The 15,608-nt window shown below is 64.2% G+C and carries 17 protein-coding genes and 1 rRNA gene; 10 read left to right on the top strand and 8 right to left on the bottom strand.

What is annotated here, in order from left to right:
* Positions 1–23: 23 nt before the first annotated feature.
* The 6 genes from ABIC51_RS19735 to ABIC51_RS19710 all read left to right on the top strand — a co-directional run bounded on the left by ABIC51_RS19735 (position 24) and on the right by ABIC51_RS19710 (position 4,599).
* Positions 24–614, top strand: coding sequence for an NUDIX domain-containing protein (locus tag ABIC51_RS19735; protein ID WP_059697917.1), 591 nt, complete (start codon positions 24–26; stop codon positions 612–614).
* A 136-nt stretch (positions 615–750) separates the two neighbouring features.
* Positions 751–1,173, top strand: a complete 423-nt coding sequence (locus ABIC51_RS19730) for a DUF1178 family protein (protein ID WP_048020504.1) — start codon at positions 751–753, stop codon at positions 1,171–1,173.
* A gap of 104 nt (positions 1,174–1,277) precedes the next feature.
* The gene (locus tag ABIC51_RS19725) at positions 1,278–2,474 is read left to right on the top strand and encodes an acyl-CoA dehydrogenase family protein (protein WP_060086026.1); all 1,197 of its coding nucleotides are present in this window, start codon (positions 1,278–1,280) and stop codon (positions 2,472–2,474) included.
* A gap of 19 nt (positions 2,475–2,493) precedes the next feature.
* Entirely contained in the window at positions 2,494–3,627 is a 1,134-nt protein-coding gene (locus ABIC51_RS19720) for an acyl-CoA dehydrogenase family protein (RefSeq protein WP_175898299.1), read from the top strand.
* 37 nt (positions 3,628–3,664) lie between these two features.
* Positions 3,665–4,126 (top strand): MaoC family dehydratase, encoded by a 462-nt coding sequence (locus ABIC51_RS19715; protein ID WP_027786875.1) that lies wholly within the window; start codon positions 3,665–3,667, stop codon positions 4,124–4,126.
* Positions 4,123–4,599, top strand: a complete 477-nt coding sequence (locus tag ABIC51_RS19710) for a MaoC family dehydratase (RefSeq protein WP_059697913.1) — start codon at positions 4,123–4,125, stop codon at positions 4,597–4,599. The genes ABIC51_RS19715 and ABIC51_RS19710 overlap by 4 nt, the downstream gene beginning before the upstream one ends.
* A gap of 47 nt (positions 4,600–4,646) precedes the next feature.
* On the opposite strand, the gene ABIC51_RS19705 is transcribed toward ABIC51_RS19710, so the two are convergent.
* Together ABIC51_RS19705 and ABIC51_RS19700 are read right to left on the bottom strand one after the other, a co-directional pair.
* Positions 4,647–5,339: a glutathione binding-like protein gene (locus ABIC51_RS19705; protein ID WP_059688508.1), complete on the bottom strand. Its 693-nt coding sequence runs from the start codon at positions 5,337–5,339 to the stop codon at positions 4,647–4,649.
* 204 nt (positions 5,340–5,543) lie between these two features.
* The gene (locus ABIC51_RS19700) at positions 5,544–6,335 is read right to left on the bottom strand and encodes an oxepin-CoA hydrolase, alternative type (RefSeq protein ID WP_027786878.1); all 792 of its coding nucleotides are present in this window, start codon (positions 6,333–6,335) and stop codon (positions 5,544–5,546) included.
* A gap of 202 nt (positions 6,336–6,537) precedes the next feature.
* On the opposite strand from ABIC51_RS19700, the gene ABIC51_RS19695 reads away from it, so the two are divergent.
* Positions 6,538–7,194, top strand: a complete 657-nt coding sequence (locus ABIC51_RS19695) for a glutathione S-transferase family protein (protein ID WP_175898300.1) — start codon at positions 6,538–6,540, stop codon at positions 7,192–7,194.
* Between the two features lie 42 nt (positions 7,195–7,236).
* Here ABIC51_RS19695 and ABIC51_RS19690 read toward each other — a convergent pair whose 3' ends face one another.
* Both ABIC51_RS19690 and ABIC51_RS19685 read right to left on the bottom strand, forming a co-directional pair.
* Complete coding sequence (locus tag ABIC51_RS19690; protein ID WP_027786880.1) at positions 7,237–8,409, bottom strand: pyridoxal phosphate-dependent aminotransferase; 1,173 nt, start codon at positions 8,407–8,409, stop codon at positions 7,237–7,239.
* 34 nt (positions 8,410–8,443) lie between these two features.
* A complete protein-coding gene (locus ABIC51_RS19685) occupies positions 8,444–8,923 on the bottom strand; it encodes a putative toxin-antitoxin system toxin component, PIN family (protein WP_175862592.1) in 480 nt (159 codons plus the stop codon).
* Between the two features lie 57 nt (positions 8,924–8,980).
* Here ABIC51_RS19685 and yaaA point away from each other — a divergent pair, with 57 nt between their 5' ends.
* Together yaaA and ABIC51_RS19675 are read left to right on the top strand one after the other, a co-directional pair.
* Positions 8,981–9,763, top strand: a complete 783-nt coding sequence (gene yaaA / locus ABIC51_RS19680) for a peroxide stress protein YaaA (RefSeq protein ID WP_175862591.1) — start codon at positions 8,981–8,983, stop codon at positions 9,761–9,763.
* A gap of 137 nt (positions 9,764–9,900) precedes the next feature.
* Positions 9,901–11,055 (top strand): M14 family metallopeptidase, encoded by a 1,155-nt coding sequence (locus ABIC51_RS19675; protein WP_146253615.1) that lies wholly within the window; start codon positions 9,901–9,903, stop codon positions 11,053–11,055.
* Positions 11,056–11,137: 82 nt separating this feature from the next.
* Here ABIC51_RS19675 and ABIC51_RS19670 read toward each other — a convergent pair whose 3' ends face one another.
* From ABIC51_RS19670 to ABIC51_RS19655, 4 genes are all read right to left on the bottom strand, one after another.
* Complete coding sequence (locus tag ABIC51_RS19670; RefSeq protein WP_027786881.1) at positions 11,138–11,791, bottom strand: BspC domain-containing protein; 654 nt, start codon at positions 11,789–11,791, stop codon at positions 11,138–11,140.
* 139 nt (positions 11,792–11,930) lie between these two features.
* On the bottom strand, positions 11,931–12,605 hold the full coding sequence (locus tag ABIC51_RS19665; RefSeq protein ID WP_048020521.1) for an energy-coupling factor ABC transporter permease: 675 nt from the start codon (positions 12,603–12,605) through the stop codon (positions 11,931–11,933).
* 75 nt (positions 12,606–12,680) lie between these two features.
* Positions 12,681–13,517, bottom strand: coding sequence for a response regulator transcription factor (locus tag ABIC51_RS19660; RefSeq protein WP_027786883.1), 837 nt, complete (start codon positions 13,515–13,517; stop codon positions 12,681–12,683).
* A gap of 211 nt (positions 13,518–13,728) precedes the next feature.
* On the bottom strand, positions 13,729–14,946 hold the full coding sequence (locus tag ABIC51_RS19655) for a DUF2863 family protein (protein WP_027786884.1): 1,218 nt from the start codon (positions 14,944–14,946) through the stop codon (positions 13,729–13,731).
* A 566-nt stretch (positions 14,947–15,512) separates the two neighbouring features.
* Here ABIC51_RS19655 and ABIC51_RS19650 point away from each other — a divergent pair.
* A 16S ribosomal RNA gene (locus ABIC51_RS19650) occupies positions 15,513–15,608 on the top strand; the annotation flags it as partial.

Genomic DNA, 15,608 nt, shown 5'->3' with positions numbered 1-15,608 from the left:
CGCGCTCATTTCCGGAGCCGCCGATGGCCGAACTACCCAATCACGACGCCGCACTGACCGAAACCTGCCTCGAGAGCGAGGCGATTTTCGACGGCGCGTTCCTCAAGCTCAAGCGCGATATCGTCCGCCTGCCGGATGGCAAGAAGGCCACGCGCGAATACGTCCAGCATCCGGGCGCGGTGATGGTGATCCCGCTGTTCGACGACGGCCGCGTGCTGATGGAAAACCAGTTTCGCTACCCGATCGGCAAGGTGATGGCCGAATTCCCGGCCGGCAAACTCGACCCGAACGAAGGCGCGCTCGCCTGCGCGGTGCGCGAACTGCGCGAGGAAACGGGTTACACCGCACGCGAGTACGTGTTCCTGACCCGCATTCATCCGATCATTTCCTACTCGACCGAATTCATCGACCTGTACCTGGCGCGCGGGCTGACGGCCGGCGAGCGCAAGCTCGATGAGGGCGAATTCCTCGAGACCTTCACCGCGACGCAGGCCGATTTGCAGGAATGGGTGCGCACGGGCCAGATTTCCGACGTGAAGACGATCATCGGTACGATGTGGCTCGACAAGGTGCTGTCCGGTACGTGGCCGCTCGGGCCGGTCCTGACGCCCTGAGTGCGGCGTCAGCGGCGGGTGGGGCGCCGCGTTACAATCCGGTGACGCGACGCCTCCACGTCGCGCGATCGGTAATTAGCACGGTCGTTCACAAAACCGCTTTTTGCGCTACACTCGCCACACGCCCTGATTCAGCATGAAGGTCCTCGATTTGCAGTGCCCGCACGGTCATCGGTTCGAAGGCTGGTTCGCTTCCGCCGATGAATTCGAAGCGCAGTTGTCCCGCAAGCTGGTCGAATGCCCGGTGTGCGGAACGACCGAGGTCAACCGTCTGCCGTCGGCGCCGCGCCTGAATCTGTCGGGTGCGACGCAGGCACAGCCGGCCGATCCGCGCGCAATGCAGGCGCAGGTGATGCGTGCACTGCGCGAGGTGCTGGAGAAAACCGAGAATGTGGGCGAGCGCTTCGCCGAGGAAGCGCGGCGCATCCATTACAACGAGGCGCCGGCACGCAGCATTCGCGGTGTCACGACGCCCGAAGATGCGCAATCCTTGGCCGAAGAAGGCATCGACGTGATGCCGCTGCCGATTCCTGCCGCGCTGAAAGAACCGCTGCAATGACGTATGCAGTGGGTCCTTGCCGGGCTGGACGGCCGCGGCCTGCGTCTGCATGGGACCTGAGTAAGTGTTGAAGCACTACCTCCGGTCGACAGGAGACACTGCGCATGGATCTGGATTATTCCCCCGCCGACGACGCGTTCCGCGTCGACGTTCGCGCCTGGCTCGAGGCCAACCTGCCTCACGCACTGCGCGCCAAAGTACTCGATCACAAACGACTCGACCGCGAGGATTTCGCGAGCTGGCACCGGATTCTCGGCCAGCGCGGCTGGTCCGCGCCCGCCTGGCCGGTTGAATACGGCGGGCCGGGCTGGAACGCGACGCAACGGCACATCTGGGACGAGGAGTGCGCGCGGATCGGTGCACCGACCGTGCTGCCGTTCGGCGTATCGATGGTCGCGCCGGTGTTGATGAAATACGGCAGCGAAGCGCAGAAGCGTCATTATCTGCCGCGGATTCTCGACGGCTCGGACTGGTGGTGCCAGGGCTATTCGGAGCCGGGGTCGGGATCCGACCTCGCCTCGTTGCGTACGCGCGCCGAGCGCCAAGGCGATCACTACGTCGTCAACGGCCAGAAGACCTGGACGACGCTCGGCCAGTACGCCGACATGATGTTCTGCCTCGTGCGCACCGATCCGGCCGCGAAGAAGCAGGAGGGCATCTCGTTCCTGCTGATCGACATGAAGACGCCCGGCATCACGGTGCGGCCGATCGTCATGCTCGACGAGGACCACGAGGTCAACGAGGTGTTCTTCGAGGATGTGAAGGTGCCGGTCGAGAATCTCGTCGGCGACGAGAATCGCGGCTGGACCTACGCGAAATACCTGCTTGGCCATGAGCGCACCGGCATCGCGCGCGTCGGCGCGTCGAAGCGCGAGCTCGCGTTCCTGAAGCGCGTGGCGTCGAACCAGCGCAAGAACGGCAAGCCGTTGCTTGCCGATCCCGTGTTCGCCGCCAAGGTCGCGGCGCTCGAGGTCGAACTGATGGCGCTCGAGGTGACGGTGCTGCGCGTCGTCAGCCGCGAGACGAGCGGGAAGGGGCCGGGCCCCGAGGCGTCCATGCTGAAGATCAAGGGCACGGAAGTGCAGCAGGCGCTCACCGAACTGATGGTCGACGCGATCGGCCCGCTCGCCGCACCGTTCGACGTTCCGTTCCTCGACGGCCAGCGCGAGCACAGCATCGCCGGCGACGACGACGCGGCGCCGCTGGCCGCGTACTACTTCAACTACCGGAAGACGTCGATCTACGGCGGTTCGAACGAGATCCAGAAGAACATCATCGCGCAGATGATTCTGGGGCTGTGATCAGGGAACGGAGACAACCATGGATTTCAGCTTTACCGATGAGCAGCAGCAGTTCGCCGACGCGCTGCGCCGGTATCTCGGCGAGCAATACGGCTTCGAAGCGCGCCAGGCCATCGTGCGCAGCGACGCGGGCGTGTCGAACACGCAATGGAGTGCGTTCGCCGAGCTGGGGTTGACCGCGCTGCCCGTGCCGGACGCACAGGGCGGTTTCGGCGGCGGCCCGGTCGACATGCTGGTCGTGATGCAGGAACTCGGCCGTGCGCTCGTGATCGAGCCGTACTGGGCAACGGCGGTGGGTGTCGAGGCCTTGCGCATCGCCGGCTCCGGCGCCGGTGAGGATGCCGCGCTGCTGGAGGCGGTCGCGCAGGGGCAGAAACGTGTGGCGGTTGCTTTCCACGAGCCGCATGCGCGCTACGACCTGTTCGAACTCGATACGCATGCGCGCGAGCAGGGCGGCACGTACCGCCTGACGGGCACGAAGTCGGTCGTTCAGCATGGCGCGCAGGCGCATGCGTGGATCGTGCCTGCGCGCGTCGACGACGGCGGCATCGGCCTGTTCGTCGTCGAACGGGATGCCGCGAATGCGAAGGTGGCCGACTACCGGACGATCGACGGCCAGCGTGCCGCGACGATCGGTTTCAATGAAACGCCGGCGCGACTGCTGACGGGCGGGGCGCGCGACGCCGCCGCCCTCGAGCAAGTTGCCGATTACGCGACGTTCCTGCTGTGCGCGGAGGCGGTCGGCGCGCTCGACGAACTGAACCGCGCCACGGTCGAATACACGAAGACGCGCGAACAGTTCGGCATGCCGATCGCGCGTTTCCAGGCACTGCAGCACCGGATGGTCGACATGCTGATCCATGCCGAGCAGGCACGTTCGCTGACCTACCTGGCAGCCGTGCGCTACGCGAGTAGCGATGCCGACGCGCGGCGCAAGGCGGTGTCGGCCGCGAAAGCGCGTGTCGGCGCCGCCGCGCGTTTCGTCGGCCAGCAGGCCGTTCAACTGCACGGCGGCATGGGCGTGACCAACGAGGTCGCCGCTGCGCACCTGTTCAAGCGGCTGACGATCATCGAGACGACACTCGGCGACACCGATCATCATCTTGCGCGCATCGCGGCACTGCCCGATTTCGCGCAGGCCGACGCGGCATGACGGCGACGCGCGAGCGCGCCAGACAAGGAGACATCTAGTGGGCATCAGTTACGAAGACCTGGTGGTCGGCAGCACCACCGAAGTGGGCCGTTACACGTTCGAACCCGACGACATCAAGACGTTCGCGCAACGCTACGATCCGCAGCCGTTCCATCTCGACGAAGAAGCCGGGAAGGCATCGCATTTCGGCGGGCTTGTCGCGAGCGGCTGGCATACGTGTTCGGTGTTCATGAGCCTGCTCGTCAAGAAGCTCGGCCCGGACTCGACCAGCATGGGCTCGCCGGGCATCGACTCGATCCGCTGGCTCAAGCCGGTGCGTGCGGGCGATACGATCACGATGTACCAGAAGGTCCACGACAAGCGCGTGTCGGAGAGCAAGCCCGACCGCGGCATCGTGTCGACGGAATGGGTCGGCGTGAACGAGGCCGGCGAGACGGTGATTACCGTGCACACGAAAGTGATCTTCGGGCTGCGCCATCCGGGAGGCGTGCAGGCATGACGGAGATGACGTTGCCGCTGATCGCGTCGGCGCAGGCGCTGCAGGCACGCGTCGGCGCGGAGCCGCTCGCGAGCGGCTGGATCGCGATCGACCAGCATCGCGTCGACGGGTTTGCCGACGCGACCGGCGATCATCAATGGATTCACGTCGATCCCGAGCGCGCGCGACGCGAATCGCCGTTCGGCGGGCCGATCGCCCACGGGTTCCTGACGCTGTCGCTGATTCCGGCGTTGATGACCGACGCGATGCGTTTCGAGCAGAAGATGGGCGTGAACTATGGACTGAACCGCGTGCGGTTCCTGAAGCCGGTGCCGGTCGGCGCGCGCGTGCGTGCGCTGTTTGCGGTAAAGGAAACCGCCGAGGCCGCGCGGAACGGCGTGCAGGTGACGTGGTCGGTGACGATGCAGGTCGAGCGTCCCGATGCGCCGCTGCCGGTTTGCGCGGCGGAATTCATCACGCTGCATTACTTCTGAAGCGGGGAGCGGCATGCATGGATGCCGCTCCGCCCGTCACTTGCGTGTCAGTGCTTCGCGTATTGCGTTGCGCCGAACAGCACCTCGCGTGCCTTGTCGTCCTGCAGCGCCTTGCGCATCGACGCGAGCACTTCGACACCGCGCTGCACGGCCGGTCGTGCGGCGATCGTGTCGTACCAGCGCTTCACGTTCGGCAATTCGTCGAGCACGATGCCCTGGTTCTGCCATGAGCGCGTCCACGGGAACGTCGCAATGTCCGCGATCGTGTACGTGTCGCCCGCGAGATATTCGGACTCGCCGAGTCGCTTGTCCATCACGTTGTACAGGCGCTTCGCTTCGTTTGTGTAGCGGTTGACCGCATACTCGATCTTCTCCGGCGCATACAGGCGGAAGTGATGCGCCTGCCCGAGCATCGGCCCGACGCCGCCCATCTGGAACATCAGCCATTCGAGCGTTGCATAGCGTGCGGCCGGATCGGTCGGCAGGAACTTGCCGGTCTTTTCCGCGAGGTAGATCAGGATCGCGCCCGATTCGAACAGCGCGATCGGCTTGCCGCCGGGGCCGTCCGGATCGACGATCGCGGGGATCTTGTTGTTCGGGCTGATCTTCAGGAATTCCGGCTTGAACTGGTCGCCTGCGCCGATATCGACCGGATGGACACGATAGGCGAGGCCCGTTTCCTCGAGCATGATGTGCACCTTGTGGCCGTTCGGGGTCGCCCAGCTATAGACGTCGATCATCGTGAACTCCTTTGTTGCGTGCGCGAAAACGGCGCTGGCAGCGCCGCGACAGGCGGTCATTAGAGCATGGATCGATGCGCGCTGCTGGCGACGCAAACGTGCGTGCCGATACGGGTACGCGGGCGAGCGAGCGCTCGCCGCCGACGTCGCGCGCGGCGCTTCGTGGCGGATGCGTTCAGGCAGGTGGAACGCGGGCGTGGCGGCTCAGCGCTTGTAGCGGGGCGGGCGCTTCTCGAGAAATGCGGTGATGCCCTCGAGCCCGTCCGCATGATGCAGCGACGCGACGAAATGATCGCGTTCGGTGCCGAGATGCGCGTCGAGCGGTTGCGTCGTTGCGTCGTCGAGCAGCGACTTGATGCGCGTGAGCGCGTTCGGCGAGATGCCGGCGAGTGCATCGGCCCATGCCAGCGCGTCGGTCAATGCCGCGCCCGGCACGGCGAGCCGGTTGACGACGCCGAGCGTGTGCAGACGTTCGGCTGCGACGGGTTTGCCTTCGAACAGGATCTCGGCCGCGAGCGCGCGCGGCAGTGCGCGGGCGATGAACCACGAACCGCCCCCGTCGGGTGTCAGGCCGACACGCGCGTATGACATCACGAATTTCGCATCGTGCGCGGCGACGATCAGGTCGCACGCGAGCGCGAGCGAAAAGCCCGCGCCGGCCGCCGCGCCTTCGACCGCCGCGATCACCGGCTTCGTCGAAGCGTGGATCGCCGTTACCCATGCGGCGAGCTGATCGATGCTGTCGGCCTGGTAGGACGGATCCTTCGAGCGGTTGTCGAGCAGCCGGTTCAGGTTGCCGCCCGCGCAGAAGAAGCGATCGGCGCCGGTGAGCACGACAGCGCGAATTCCGGGATCGCGCTCGGCGGTGGCGAGCGCCTCGACGCCGGCCGCGTACATGTCGGGATGCAGCGCATTGCGTGCGCCGGGATTGGATAGCGTGAGGACGAGCGTCGAGTCGCTCTCGGGCGGACGCGAGGCCAGCAGTTCAGCACTCATGCGAGCGTGTCTCCATCGGATGGCGGGGCTGCGGCGCCACGCGCGCCGCGCACGCGGATGCGGCCGATGCCGTAGCGGATGTAATGTTGTCGTGACGAACGCAATACTTGCTTTAGACTAGCACGAACGTGCTTTTCAGCGCGACGAATCTCGCTGCGGCCGGCACCGTTGCGGCCGCGTTCCAGCAACGAAGGAGACTCCGATGCTACAGCTGTGCGGTATTCCGTTGTCCAACTATTACAACAAGGTGAAGTTCGTCCTGCTCGAGCACGACATTCCGTTCGAGGAGTCGGTGTGCGGTTTGCCGATCAGCGATCCGGCCCGGCTCGCCGATTCGCCGCTCGGCAAGATTCCGTTCCTGAAGACCGAAGAAGGCGCATTGTTCGAGTCGCAGGTGATCATCGAATACCTGGCGGCGCGTTATCCCGAGAAAGGCATTTTCCCGGCGAGCCCGTTCGCGGCCGCGAAGGTGCGCGAACTGGTCGAGATGCTCGAGCTGTATCTCGAATGGATGGCGCGCGAGGTCTATACGGAAGCATTTTTCGGCGGCAAGGTCAGCGACGGGACGAAGGCGCACGTCGAGAAGCGCCTGCCGCGCGCGATCGATGCGTTCAAACAGATGACGCAATTTTCGCCGTATGTGCTCGGCGAGTCGTTCGGCCTTGCCGACATCGCCGCATGGGTCCATCTGCCCGTCATCGGGATGGCGACGAACGCCATTTTCGGACGCGATTTCCTGCTCGACGCGGGCATCGACTGGAAGGCGCACGCGAAGATCGTCGGCGAGCGTCCGGCCGCGCAGCGCGTGGCAGCCGAGCGCAAGGCGTATATCGAGGCGACGAGCGTCGCGCGTTCGTAAACGCGGTTCCAGCAGGGCGGCCTCTGGCGGCCCGTGCGGGACTTACAGGCGGGCGAGCCGTTCGAGCGCGGATGCGAGCGTGCTTTCCTGCTTCGCGAAGCAGAAGCGTACGACGCCCGATTCGTGCGGCTCGTGATAGAACGCCGACACCGGAATGGCGGCCACGCCGATCTCCGACGTGAGCCACTTCGAGAATTCCGCTTCCGGCAGGTCGCTGATCGCCGAATAATCGACGCACTGGAAGTACGTGCCCGTGCAGGGCAGCAGCTTGAAGCGCGTGCGCTCGAGGCCGGCCCGGAAGAAGTCGCGCTTCTTCTGGTAGAAGTCGGCAAGCGTCAGGTACGGTGCCGGGTCGCGCAGGTAGTCGGCGAGCCCGACCTGCATCGGCGTGTTCACCGTGAACACGTTGAACTGGTGGACCTTGCGGAATTCGGCGGTCAGCGCGGCAGGGGCTGCGACATAACCGACCTTCCAGCCCGTCACGTGATAGGTCTTGCCGAAGCTCGATACGATGAAGCTGCGCGCGGCGAGTTCAGGATAGCGCGCGACGCTCTCATGGCGCGCGCCGTCATAGACCATGTGCTCGTAGACCTCGTCGGACAGAATCAGCACGTTGGTGCCACGCACGATCTCTTCGAGCTTGCGCATGTCGGCCTCGCGCCACACGGTACCCGTCGGGTTATGCGGCGTGTTGATCAGGATCATGCGCGTTTTCGGCGTGATTGCAGCCGCCAGACGGTCGAACGGAATCGCGTAGTCGGGCGCCTCCAGCGTGACGAACACAGGTGTGCCGCCCGCGAGTTCGATCGACGGCAGGTAGCTGTCGTAGGTCGGCTCGACGACGATCACTTCATCACCCGGATGCACCGTGCACAGGATCGCGGTCAGGAGTGCCTGCGTCGCGCCGGCCGTGACGGTGATTTCGGTCGCCGGATCGTAACGCCGGCCGTAGACCTGCGCGATCTTGTCTGCGATCGCCTCGCGCAGCGGTGCGACACCGGCCATCGGCGGATACTGGTTGTGCCCGTTGCGCATCGCGGCGGCAACCGCATCGACGATGCGCGGATCGCAGTCGAAATCCGGAAAGCCCTGGCCGAGGTTCACGGCGCCTTTTTCTGCTGCAAGCGCGCTCATGACCGTGAAGATCGTCGTGCCGACGTTCGGCAGGCGCGAAGGGAAAACGGGAGTCGTTGGCATGTCTGAAGGAGCGTTCATCGATACGGTCGAAATCGGGTGGTGTTGCGGTGCGTCAAGCCGGCGTGGCGTCGAGCGCGCAGGCCTCGGCAAAGGGGGCAGGTTGCGCGATCCGGAAGCCGAAATCGCGCGCGGTGCGCTTCGCGAGCTTCAGCAGCGCGCGGTCTTTCGACACGAGCCAATCGGCCTGGGCGGCGCGGGCGAGTTCAAGAAACTTCTGGTCGTCGCGGTCCTTGCACTTCGGCAGCGGCGGCGCGTCGGCGTCGACGGCCAGCGGCTCGACGAGGCTCGCCAGGCGGGCGACGGTTGCGAGCGCGGCCGCCTTGTCGACGGCGCGCGCCTGGAACTGCGGATAATCGAGCACATACTCGAGTTCGGTCAGGCAGCGGCCGTCGATCACGGCGGCAAGCGTGCCGCGTTCGAGCGCGGCGCGGATCGGGCGCGTAGCGGGGTCGTCGAATACGAGGATGTCGATCCAGACGTTCGAGTCGAGCACGACGCGATGCGCGGCATGCGGGGCGGGAGAGCGGGTCATTCGTTACAATCGGTGGTTTTCGTCTGACCGCAAGGCACGGCGTGCCAGCGAGCCTCTATGATAATCGTTCTCTCTCCCGCCAAATCCCTCGACTACGATACGCCCGCGCACGTCCAGTCTTACACGAAGCCTGCATTCGTCGACGACGCGTCCGAGCTGATCGACGGCCTGCGCAAGCTTTCGCCGCAGGACATCGCGACGCTGATGGATATCTCCGATCCGCTTGCACGGCTGAATTTCCAGCGCTACGCGGACTGGTCGCCGACCTTTACGCCGGCCAACGCGAAGCAGGCCGTGCTCGCATTCAACGGCGACGTATATGAAGGATTCGACGCCAAATCGCTGTCGTCCGCCGATCTCGACTATGCGCAGCAGCACGTGCGCGTGCTGTCGGGGCTGTACGGGCTGCTGCGTCCGCTCGATCTGTTGCAGCCGTACCGTCTCGAGATGGGTACGCGTTTCGCGAACGCGCGCGGCAAGGATCTGTACGCGTTCTGGGGCGACCGCATCACGCGGGCGCTGAACGAGCAGCTCGAAACGCGCAGCGGCGCGGCGCGCGTGCTCGTCAACTGCGCATCGACCGAATACTTCAAGTCGGTCAAGCCGAAACTGCTGGCCGCGCCCGTCGTCACGCCGGTGTTCGAGGACTGGAAGGGCGGCCGCTACAAGATCATCAGCTTCCGTGCGAAGCGTGCGCGCGGCCTGATGGCGCGTTTTATCGTCGAGAACCGGATTGCCGACCCGAAGGCGCTGAAGGAATTCGCGACGGAAGGCTATGCGTTCGATGCGGCTGCGTCGAACGATTCGACTTACGTATATCGCCGGCGAGTCGGCGAATGACCCTGCCGGCCGTTCACGAGACGGCCGGTGCATGCATGAGGCCGGGCAAGCGCTACACCGCCTGTTCCGGTCGCCAGCTTTACATGGGACCGGTGTAAGCGCTAAAGCGCTAACTCCGGTCGACAAAGGAGAGACAGATGGCCCTTTCGATCACCAGCAATTTCGACGCAGGCGCAATCGACGTCGTGTCGTGCGACAGCCCCGATGCGATTCGGTTGCGCGTGCGCGGCGACAACCGCTCGGAATTCGCGCAATGGTTTTACTACCGCTTGACGGGCGCGCGCGGCGAGCGCTGTGTGATGACGTTCGAGAATGCTGCCGAATGCGCGTATCCGTCGGGCTGGCGCAATTACAGCGCGGTGGCGAGCTATGACCGGGTCGACTGGTTCCGCGTGCCGACGACGTTCGACGGCAAGACGATGACCATCGACCATACGCCGGAATTCGACAGCATCTACTACGCATATTTCGAACCGTACTCGGAAGAGCGTCATGCGGCATTTCTCGGTGCGGTCCAGCAGTTGCCGCAGGCGAGCGTCGTCGAACTCGGTCGCACGGTCGAAGGTCGTCCGATGTCGCTGCTGACGCTCGGTACGCCGGAGACCGACGGCGCACCGAAGAAGAAGGTGTGGATCATCGCGCGCCAGCATCCCGGCGAGTCGATGGCCGAGTGGTTCGTCGAAGGCCTCGTCAAGCGGCTGGCCGGATGGGGCGACTGGGCCGGCGATCCGGTCGCGCGCAAGCTCTACGATCGCGTGACGTTCCACATCGTCCCGAACATGAATCCGGACGGCAGCGTGCATGGCAACCTGCGCACCAATGCGGCGGGCGCGAACCTGAACCGCGAGTGGATGGCGCCCGATGCCGAGCGCAGCCCCGAGGTGCTGGCCGCGCGCGATGCGATCCATGCGATCGGCTGCGACATGTTCTTCGATATCCACGGCGACGAGGATCTGCCGTACGTGTTCGTTGCCGGGTCGGAAATGCTGCCGAGCTTTACCGAGCAGCAGGGCAAGGAGCAGACCGCGTTCATCGAGGCGTTCAAGGTTGCGAGCCCGGACTTCCAGACTGAGCATGGCTATGCGGCGAGCAAGTACAAGGAGGACGCGCTCAAGCTCGCGTCGAAGTACATCGGCCACCAGTTCGGCTGCCTGTCGCTGACGCTCGAGATGCCGTTCAAGGACAACGCGAACCTGCCCGACGAGCGAGTCGGCTGGAACGGCGAGCGAAGCGCGGCGCTCGGCGCGGCGATGCTGGCTGCGATCCTGGTGCACGTCGACACGTTCGCGTAAGCGCAGCGTCGCCGTATGAAAAAAGCCGGAGCATCTCTGGATGCTCCGGCTTTTTTGCTTCTGTCGATGTCGCTTCGTCGAATCAGGACTTCTTCGCGCTCTTCTTCACGACCTTCTTCTGTCCGCTCGACTTTTTCGTTGCGGCGGCCTTCTTGCTGCCGGTGCGGCTCGATGCTTTCGCCTTGACCTTGCCTCGGTGCGACTTGCCCTTGAACTTCTTCGTCGAGGACGTGGAGCGCTCGACGCGCGGCTTCAGCGGCGGAACCGGGTCGTTCCAGCTGAAGGCGAGCATTTGCTGACCGACATAGCCGCATCGGAATTTCAGCGGCGTCGGGTCGCTGCCGTCGCTGTGGATGCCGAGCCCGTCGACCGTGACGATATTGTCGACCTTCACGCGCTGCTTGCCCTGGTCGAACGAGTCGTTCCATGGCGTGATTGTCGCGTTGCCGCTGTCGAATGTGTTCGGCGCGAAGTCGACGCGGTCGAACGCCGACGACGTGCTGGCGATGAAGCTGCCGTGCGCCGCACAATCGGCGGCGAGCGGATCGGCATGCATTTCGTTGACGAATTTGTTGATCAGTTCGGAGCGCTGGTCGAGCAGGTCGGCGAATGCCGGTGTCGGAAGCGCAAGCGACAGGCCCGCAATACAGGCTGCCAGCTTGCCGAGCGCCCGGATAATCCGGAGCGACGCAGGAGAGCTGTCCATCTGGTTATTGGTGAGGAGCGAATGAGACATCGGGCACGTATAGATGCCCGATGAAGAACCGGAGTTCAATCTTAGCGTAAAAAAGTTGTGCGGCAGTAAATGTCGCATTCTGCCGCACCGCGCGAGGCCCTGCCGGCGGGTGGTGGCGGTACCGCTGCCGGAGGGCGATTCAGGCGCGCGGGCCGCCGAGGCGATAGCGCCGGACGTCGAAGGTCGTGACCCACGCGGGACGATAGACCGCGATGAGTGCCGTTGCCATGCCGGTGAACCACGCTTCGCCGAGTGCGAGAAGCGCGGTGTTCAGCAGATAGCCGGCCGGAATCACGACAGGCACGCCGTCCGCCAGCGCGAGCTGGACCCCGGCCGCGGCAGCAGCGACTGCGATGATTGCGATGGCCGGCGACAGGAATCCCTGGCCGGTGATGAACGACGCGAGATTGTGCGGCAACCATGCGAGTGCGGCGCGCTGCAGCAATGCCGACACGGCGACCGGCAGCGCGCCGTAGATCAGATAGGTCAGGCCAATGCCCTGCCAGGGCGCGTCGAAAATGATCGCGGCAACCGCCGTGACGGCGCCCATCGCGATCAATGCGAGTGTCCAGTCGAACAGTGTGACGAGCAGCGTCGCGCCAAGCAGATGCATGACGATGCCGTCTTCGAGCCACGCATTCGAGGCCCAGAGGACCGTAATGGCGGTGACGAGCGCAAGCCACACGTGCTGGAGCGTGGCGTCCTGCAGGCGCACGAAGGGACGATTCCAGATCGCGAGCGCGAGCAGGGCCACGGCGGCGATCCAGCCACCGATGCCAACCCAGAGCGGAAGCGGTGTGAAGAGAAAACCCATTCGTCCATATTACTCGTTGAGCATCAAAGGTGGGAATCCACACACGCCGACCGTCGCAATATCGAGACTGTCTGGCTAGCGTTCGCGCCGGAACCGCGCTGGCGGTTCAGCGGCGATCGGCAAGTCCTGCGTGCTGTCGATCGAGGCTGGCAACGGGTACGGGCGGTCTTTCCGTTGCGTACGCAGCGGAACCGGGCCCTGTTCGCCGATGGGCGGCTTGCGCGTGCGGTTGCGATTCGCCAGCAGCACCTCGAGGTGGGGCGACAGCCAGCCGTTGTAGATCGCGACTGCGGCGGCGCGGTTGGCGGCACCGAGTTGCTGGAAGATGCTGGCGAGGTGGATCTTGACGGTGCCTTCGCTGATGCCGAGCGTACGGGCGATCATCTTGTTGGTGCTGCCCATATGGACGAAGCGCATGATCTGAGCTTGGCGTGGCGACAAGAGGCCGCTCGGCGGCCGGCGGGGAAGCGATCCGGCGAGCGTCTGGAAATGGGCATCGTAGCGCGCCGCAGCAGTGGAAGGCAGCAGACGGAGCGCGATCGGCGGGATGTAATGCCCGCCCAGCAGAACGATCTCGAGCGCACGCACGATCAGGTGTGGCCGGGTGGAATGCGGGATCACGCCGGAGACACCATAGTTGAAGAAGCGCTGGATGGCTTCCGGCGATGTTTCGTCGACCAGAACGGCGACGGGTGTCGGCGAGCACGCGCTGCAGATCGCCTGAAGCTCGCTGAGTCGGCCGACGTCGAGCCAGTCGATCGCGACGAGGTCGAAACGCTGGTTGCGCAGCAGCCTGCGCGCCTGAAAACTGTCGGGCGCATCGTTGATGCTGGCGTGACGGTCGATCTGTCGTAACAGAGCCTTCAGTCCGTCACGCCGCTCGGCGTCTGAATTGAGCATCAGGAACCGCATATTCAACCTCCTTAATGTGAGCCATTGATTTGCCGTCTGGCATGCCTTGGGTCTGATGATGACAAAGACCTTACACGATGTCTGCTTGGCTGAAAGGCTTAGGAAAAGTATGAAATTTCGGGCGGCAGGATGGCGGACAAGAAAAAAGCCGCTCCGGCGGGAACCGTGAGCGGCTTCGGACGGGCAGGCCGTCAGGGTATTGCTGTGTAGTTCAGTGAAAGTGCGGCTGGGCGGGTGACGCGTCTTCCGGCATTTCCGCGTGGACGATTTCGCCGAGCGGATCTGCGTAAAGCGGTACGCCGCAATCGTCGCAGTATTCGGGTTCGAAGCGGCCCGCGTGCCGCCGGACGTCGGTTACACCGCATTCCTTCAACAGGCTCACGATTTCCTCGAGCGGTCCTTCGATCGGCGCTTCGCCTTCGAGCGTCGCGCTGTCGATCGACACGTCGCCGTTTTCACGGCCGTAAAGCGGCCATACGACACCGTAGATTACGTCGTTGCTGGCACGCCGCGTGAAGCCGACACGATACTCGTCGATACGGCGTTCGCCGAAGCCGGCGACCACCGCGCGCAGCTCTTGCGGTGCCGCACCAAGTGTGTCGAAAAGATAACGAATGGCGGTTCGCACCGTGTGCGGACGCACCCGTTCGTCCGCATCCCGGCAAGCCGAATAGTACGCGTCCGGAAGCAGGCATTCGAACTCGCAGCCGGGCAGGGCGATCGACAGGTTCGGGCCGCCCTGGGCCGTCCATTGCTCGAGGCACTGGCCGCGCTCGATCCGGCTGCCGTTTTCCTCTTCCTGCCATCGGAACAGCGGCGCGCCGGCGGGTGCGGCGACGACGGCGAGCAGGAAGCGCGGGTCGGCCAGGATCGGCGAGGTTTCAGGCAGGTCGCCGAAGCTGAGCTTGGGGGTGTGCTGGGTGATCGCTGCATGAGCGAGCTGCTGGGCCAGCCGGTAGGTCTCGACGTGGTGCCGCGGCAACTGGTCAATGCTGTAAAGGAACGGTGCCAGGCCGACGAGGGTGCCGTTCGCAAGGACGTGTGCCTGCAGGTGCGTTCGCAGCGCGTCGGCAACGTCACTCTTGAGCGGGCCGGACGGAATCATGTAGCGCGTCCATGCGAGAACCGGGACGGCGACCAGCAGCGCGTCGAACGGTTGGCCGTCGTGCTCGATCACCATCGACTCGCTGTGCGTCTCGGCCATGTCGGCGAGCGCGCCATAGGCGTCGGGATGATTCTGCTGAAGATGGTCGAGCGCTGCGTCGAGCGTGGTCTGGTTGCCGTTGCGGACAATCTTGGCGAGCAGCGCGTCGAGCTTCGCTTCCCAGAAGCGATCCTCGATGCGGCTGCCCGACGCGAAGAGCGCAAGCGACAGACCGACCAGTTTGTCGGCATCGGGGGGGAGGCGTTTGGCGATTCGCTGGCGCATATTAAAGACGTATATAGAAAGAGGCGAAGAACCTCACATTCTAGTCCGTTCTTTGCACCATAAGCGGTCTCGTGCCAAGGCATGGCAGATCGGCCGGATTGCAGCCTTTGTAAAAAAGTTGCGTCAAACCCCTTGCGCAGTTGGAAGAGGGTGCTTAGAATCACGCCTCTTTCGCGCTAACGGAAACGCGGTGCGGAAGAGGAAGCAAAGCTGGTGGTGTGCTGCAGTGTCGGGCGCGCGGCTGGCCTGGAAGTTGAACCCCGCAGTCGCAACGATGTAGTGTAAAAAGTTGTTGACGAGCTGCGAAACACGGTTCATAATCTCGCTTCTCTGCTGCTGAAAACGCAGCGCTGCCGGGAAACACGAAGTTCCTCGCAGATTGCTCTTTAAAAATTAACAGCCGATAAGTGTGGGCGCTTGATGGAAGCGAGCTGATCTTCGGATCAGATAGCAAAAGTATCAAGAGTCTCACACTAAAGTAAGTCAGGTTTATGAAGTGATTCATATTCCTGTCAGCTTTGAGTGAGCGACCGGTTCTTAACCGAACCGAAAACAGTAACAGGTTTAAACTGAAGAGTTTGATCCTGGCTCAGATTGAACGCTGGCGGCATGCCTTACACATGCAAGTCGAACGGCAGCACGGGTGCTTGCACCTGGTGGCG

The organism is Burkholderia sp. 572 (assembly GCF_040545135.1).
Lineage (GTDB): Bacteria > Pseudomonadota > Gammaproteobacteria > Burkholderiales > Burkholderiaceae > Burkholderia > Burkholderia cepacia.
Note: the sequence above shows the minus strand (reverse complement) of the source record. Positions and strands in the feature narration are given on the sequence as shown.

Coding starts and splice junctions, on each gene's coding strand:
- ABIC51_RS19670 (WP_027786881.1), bottom strand. CDS start 11,791: ATGTCTCATTCGCTCCTCACCAATAACCAGATGGACAGCTCTCCTGCG.
- yaaA (WP_175862591.1), top strand. CDS start 8,981: ATGATAATCGTTCTCTCTCCCGCCAAATCCCTCGACTACGATACGCCC.
- ABIC51_RS19675 (WP_146253615.1), top strand. CDS start 9,901: ATGGCCCTTTCGATCACCAGCAATTTCGACGCAGGCGCAATCGACGTC.
- ABIC51_RS19690 (WP_027786880.1), bottom strand. CDS start 8,409: ATGAACGCTCCTTCAGACATGCCAACGACTCCCGTTTTCCCTTCGCGC.
- ABIC51_RS19700 (WP_027786878.1), bottom strand. CDS start 6,335: ATGAGTGCTGAACTGCTGGCCTCGCGTCCGCCCGAGAGCGACTCGACG.
- ABIC51_RS19730 (WP_048020504.1), top strand. CDS start 751: ATGAAGGTCCTCGATTTGCAGTGCCCGCACGGTCATCGGTTCGAAGGC.
- ABIC51_RS19735 (WP_059697917.1), top strand. CDS start 24: ATGGCCGAACTACCCAATCACGACGCCGCACTGACCGAAACCTGCCTC.
- ABIC51_RS19720 (WP_175898299.1), top strand. CDS start 2,494: ATGGATTTCAGCTTTACCGATGAGCAGCAGCAGTTCGCCGACGCGCTG.
- ABIC51_RS19695 (WP_175898300.1), top strand. CDS start 6,538: ATGCTACAGCTGTGCGGTATTCCGTTGTCCAACTATTACAACAAGGTG.
- ABIC51_RS19665 (WP_048020521.1), bottom strand. CDS start 12,605: ATGGGTTTTCTCTTCACACCGCTTCCGCTCTGGGTTGGCATCGGTGGC.
- ABIC51_RS19725 (WP_060086026.1), top strand. CDS start 1,278: ATGGATCTGGATTATTCCCCCGCCGACGACGCGTTCCGCGTCGACGTT.
- ABIC51_RS19710 (WP_059697913.1), top strand. CDS start 4,123: ATGACGGAGATGACGTTGCCGCTGATCGCGTCGGCGCAGGCGCTGCAG.
- ABIC51_RS19685 (WP_175862592.1), bottom strand. CDS start 8,923: ATGACCCGCTCTCCCGCCCCGCATGCCGCGCATCGCGTCGTGCTCGAC.
- ABIC51_RS19655 (WP_027786884.1), bottom strand. CDS start 14,946: ATGCGCCAGCGAATCGCCAAACGCCTCCCCCCCGATGCCGACAAACTG.
- ABIC51_RS19705 (WP_059688508.1), bottom strand. CDS start 5,339: ATGATCGACGTCTATAGCTGGGCGACCCCGAACGGCCACAAGGTGCAC.
- ABIC51_RS19660 (WP_027786883.1), bottom strand. CDS start 13,517: ATGCGGTTCCTGATGCTCAATTCAGACGCCGAGCGGCGTGACGGACTG.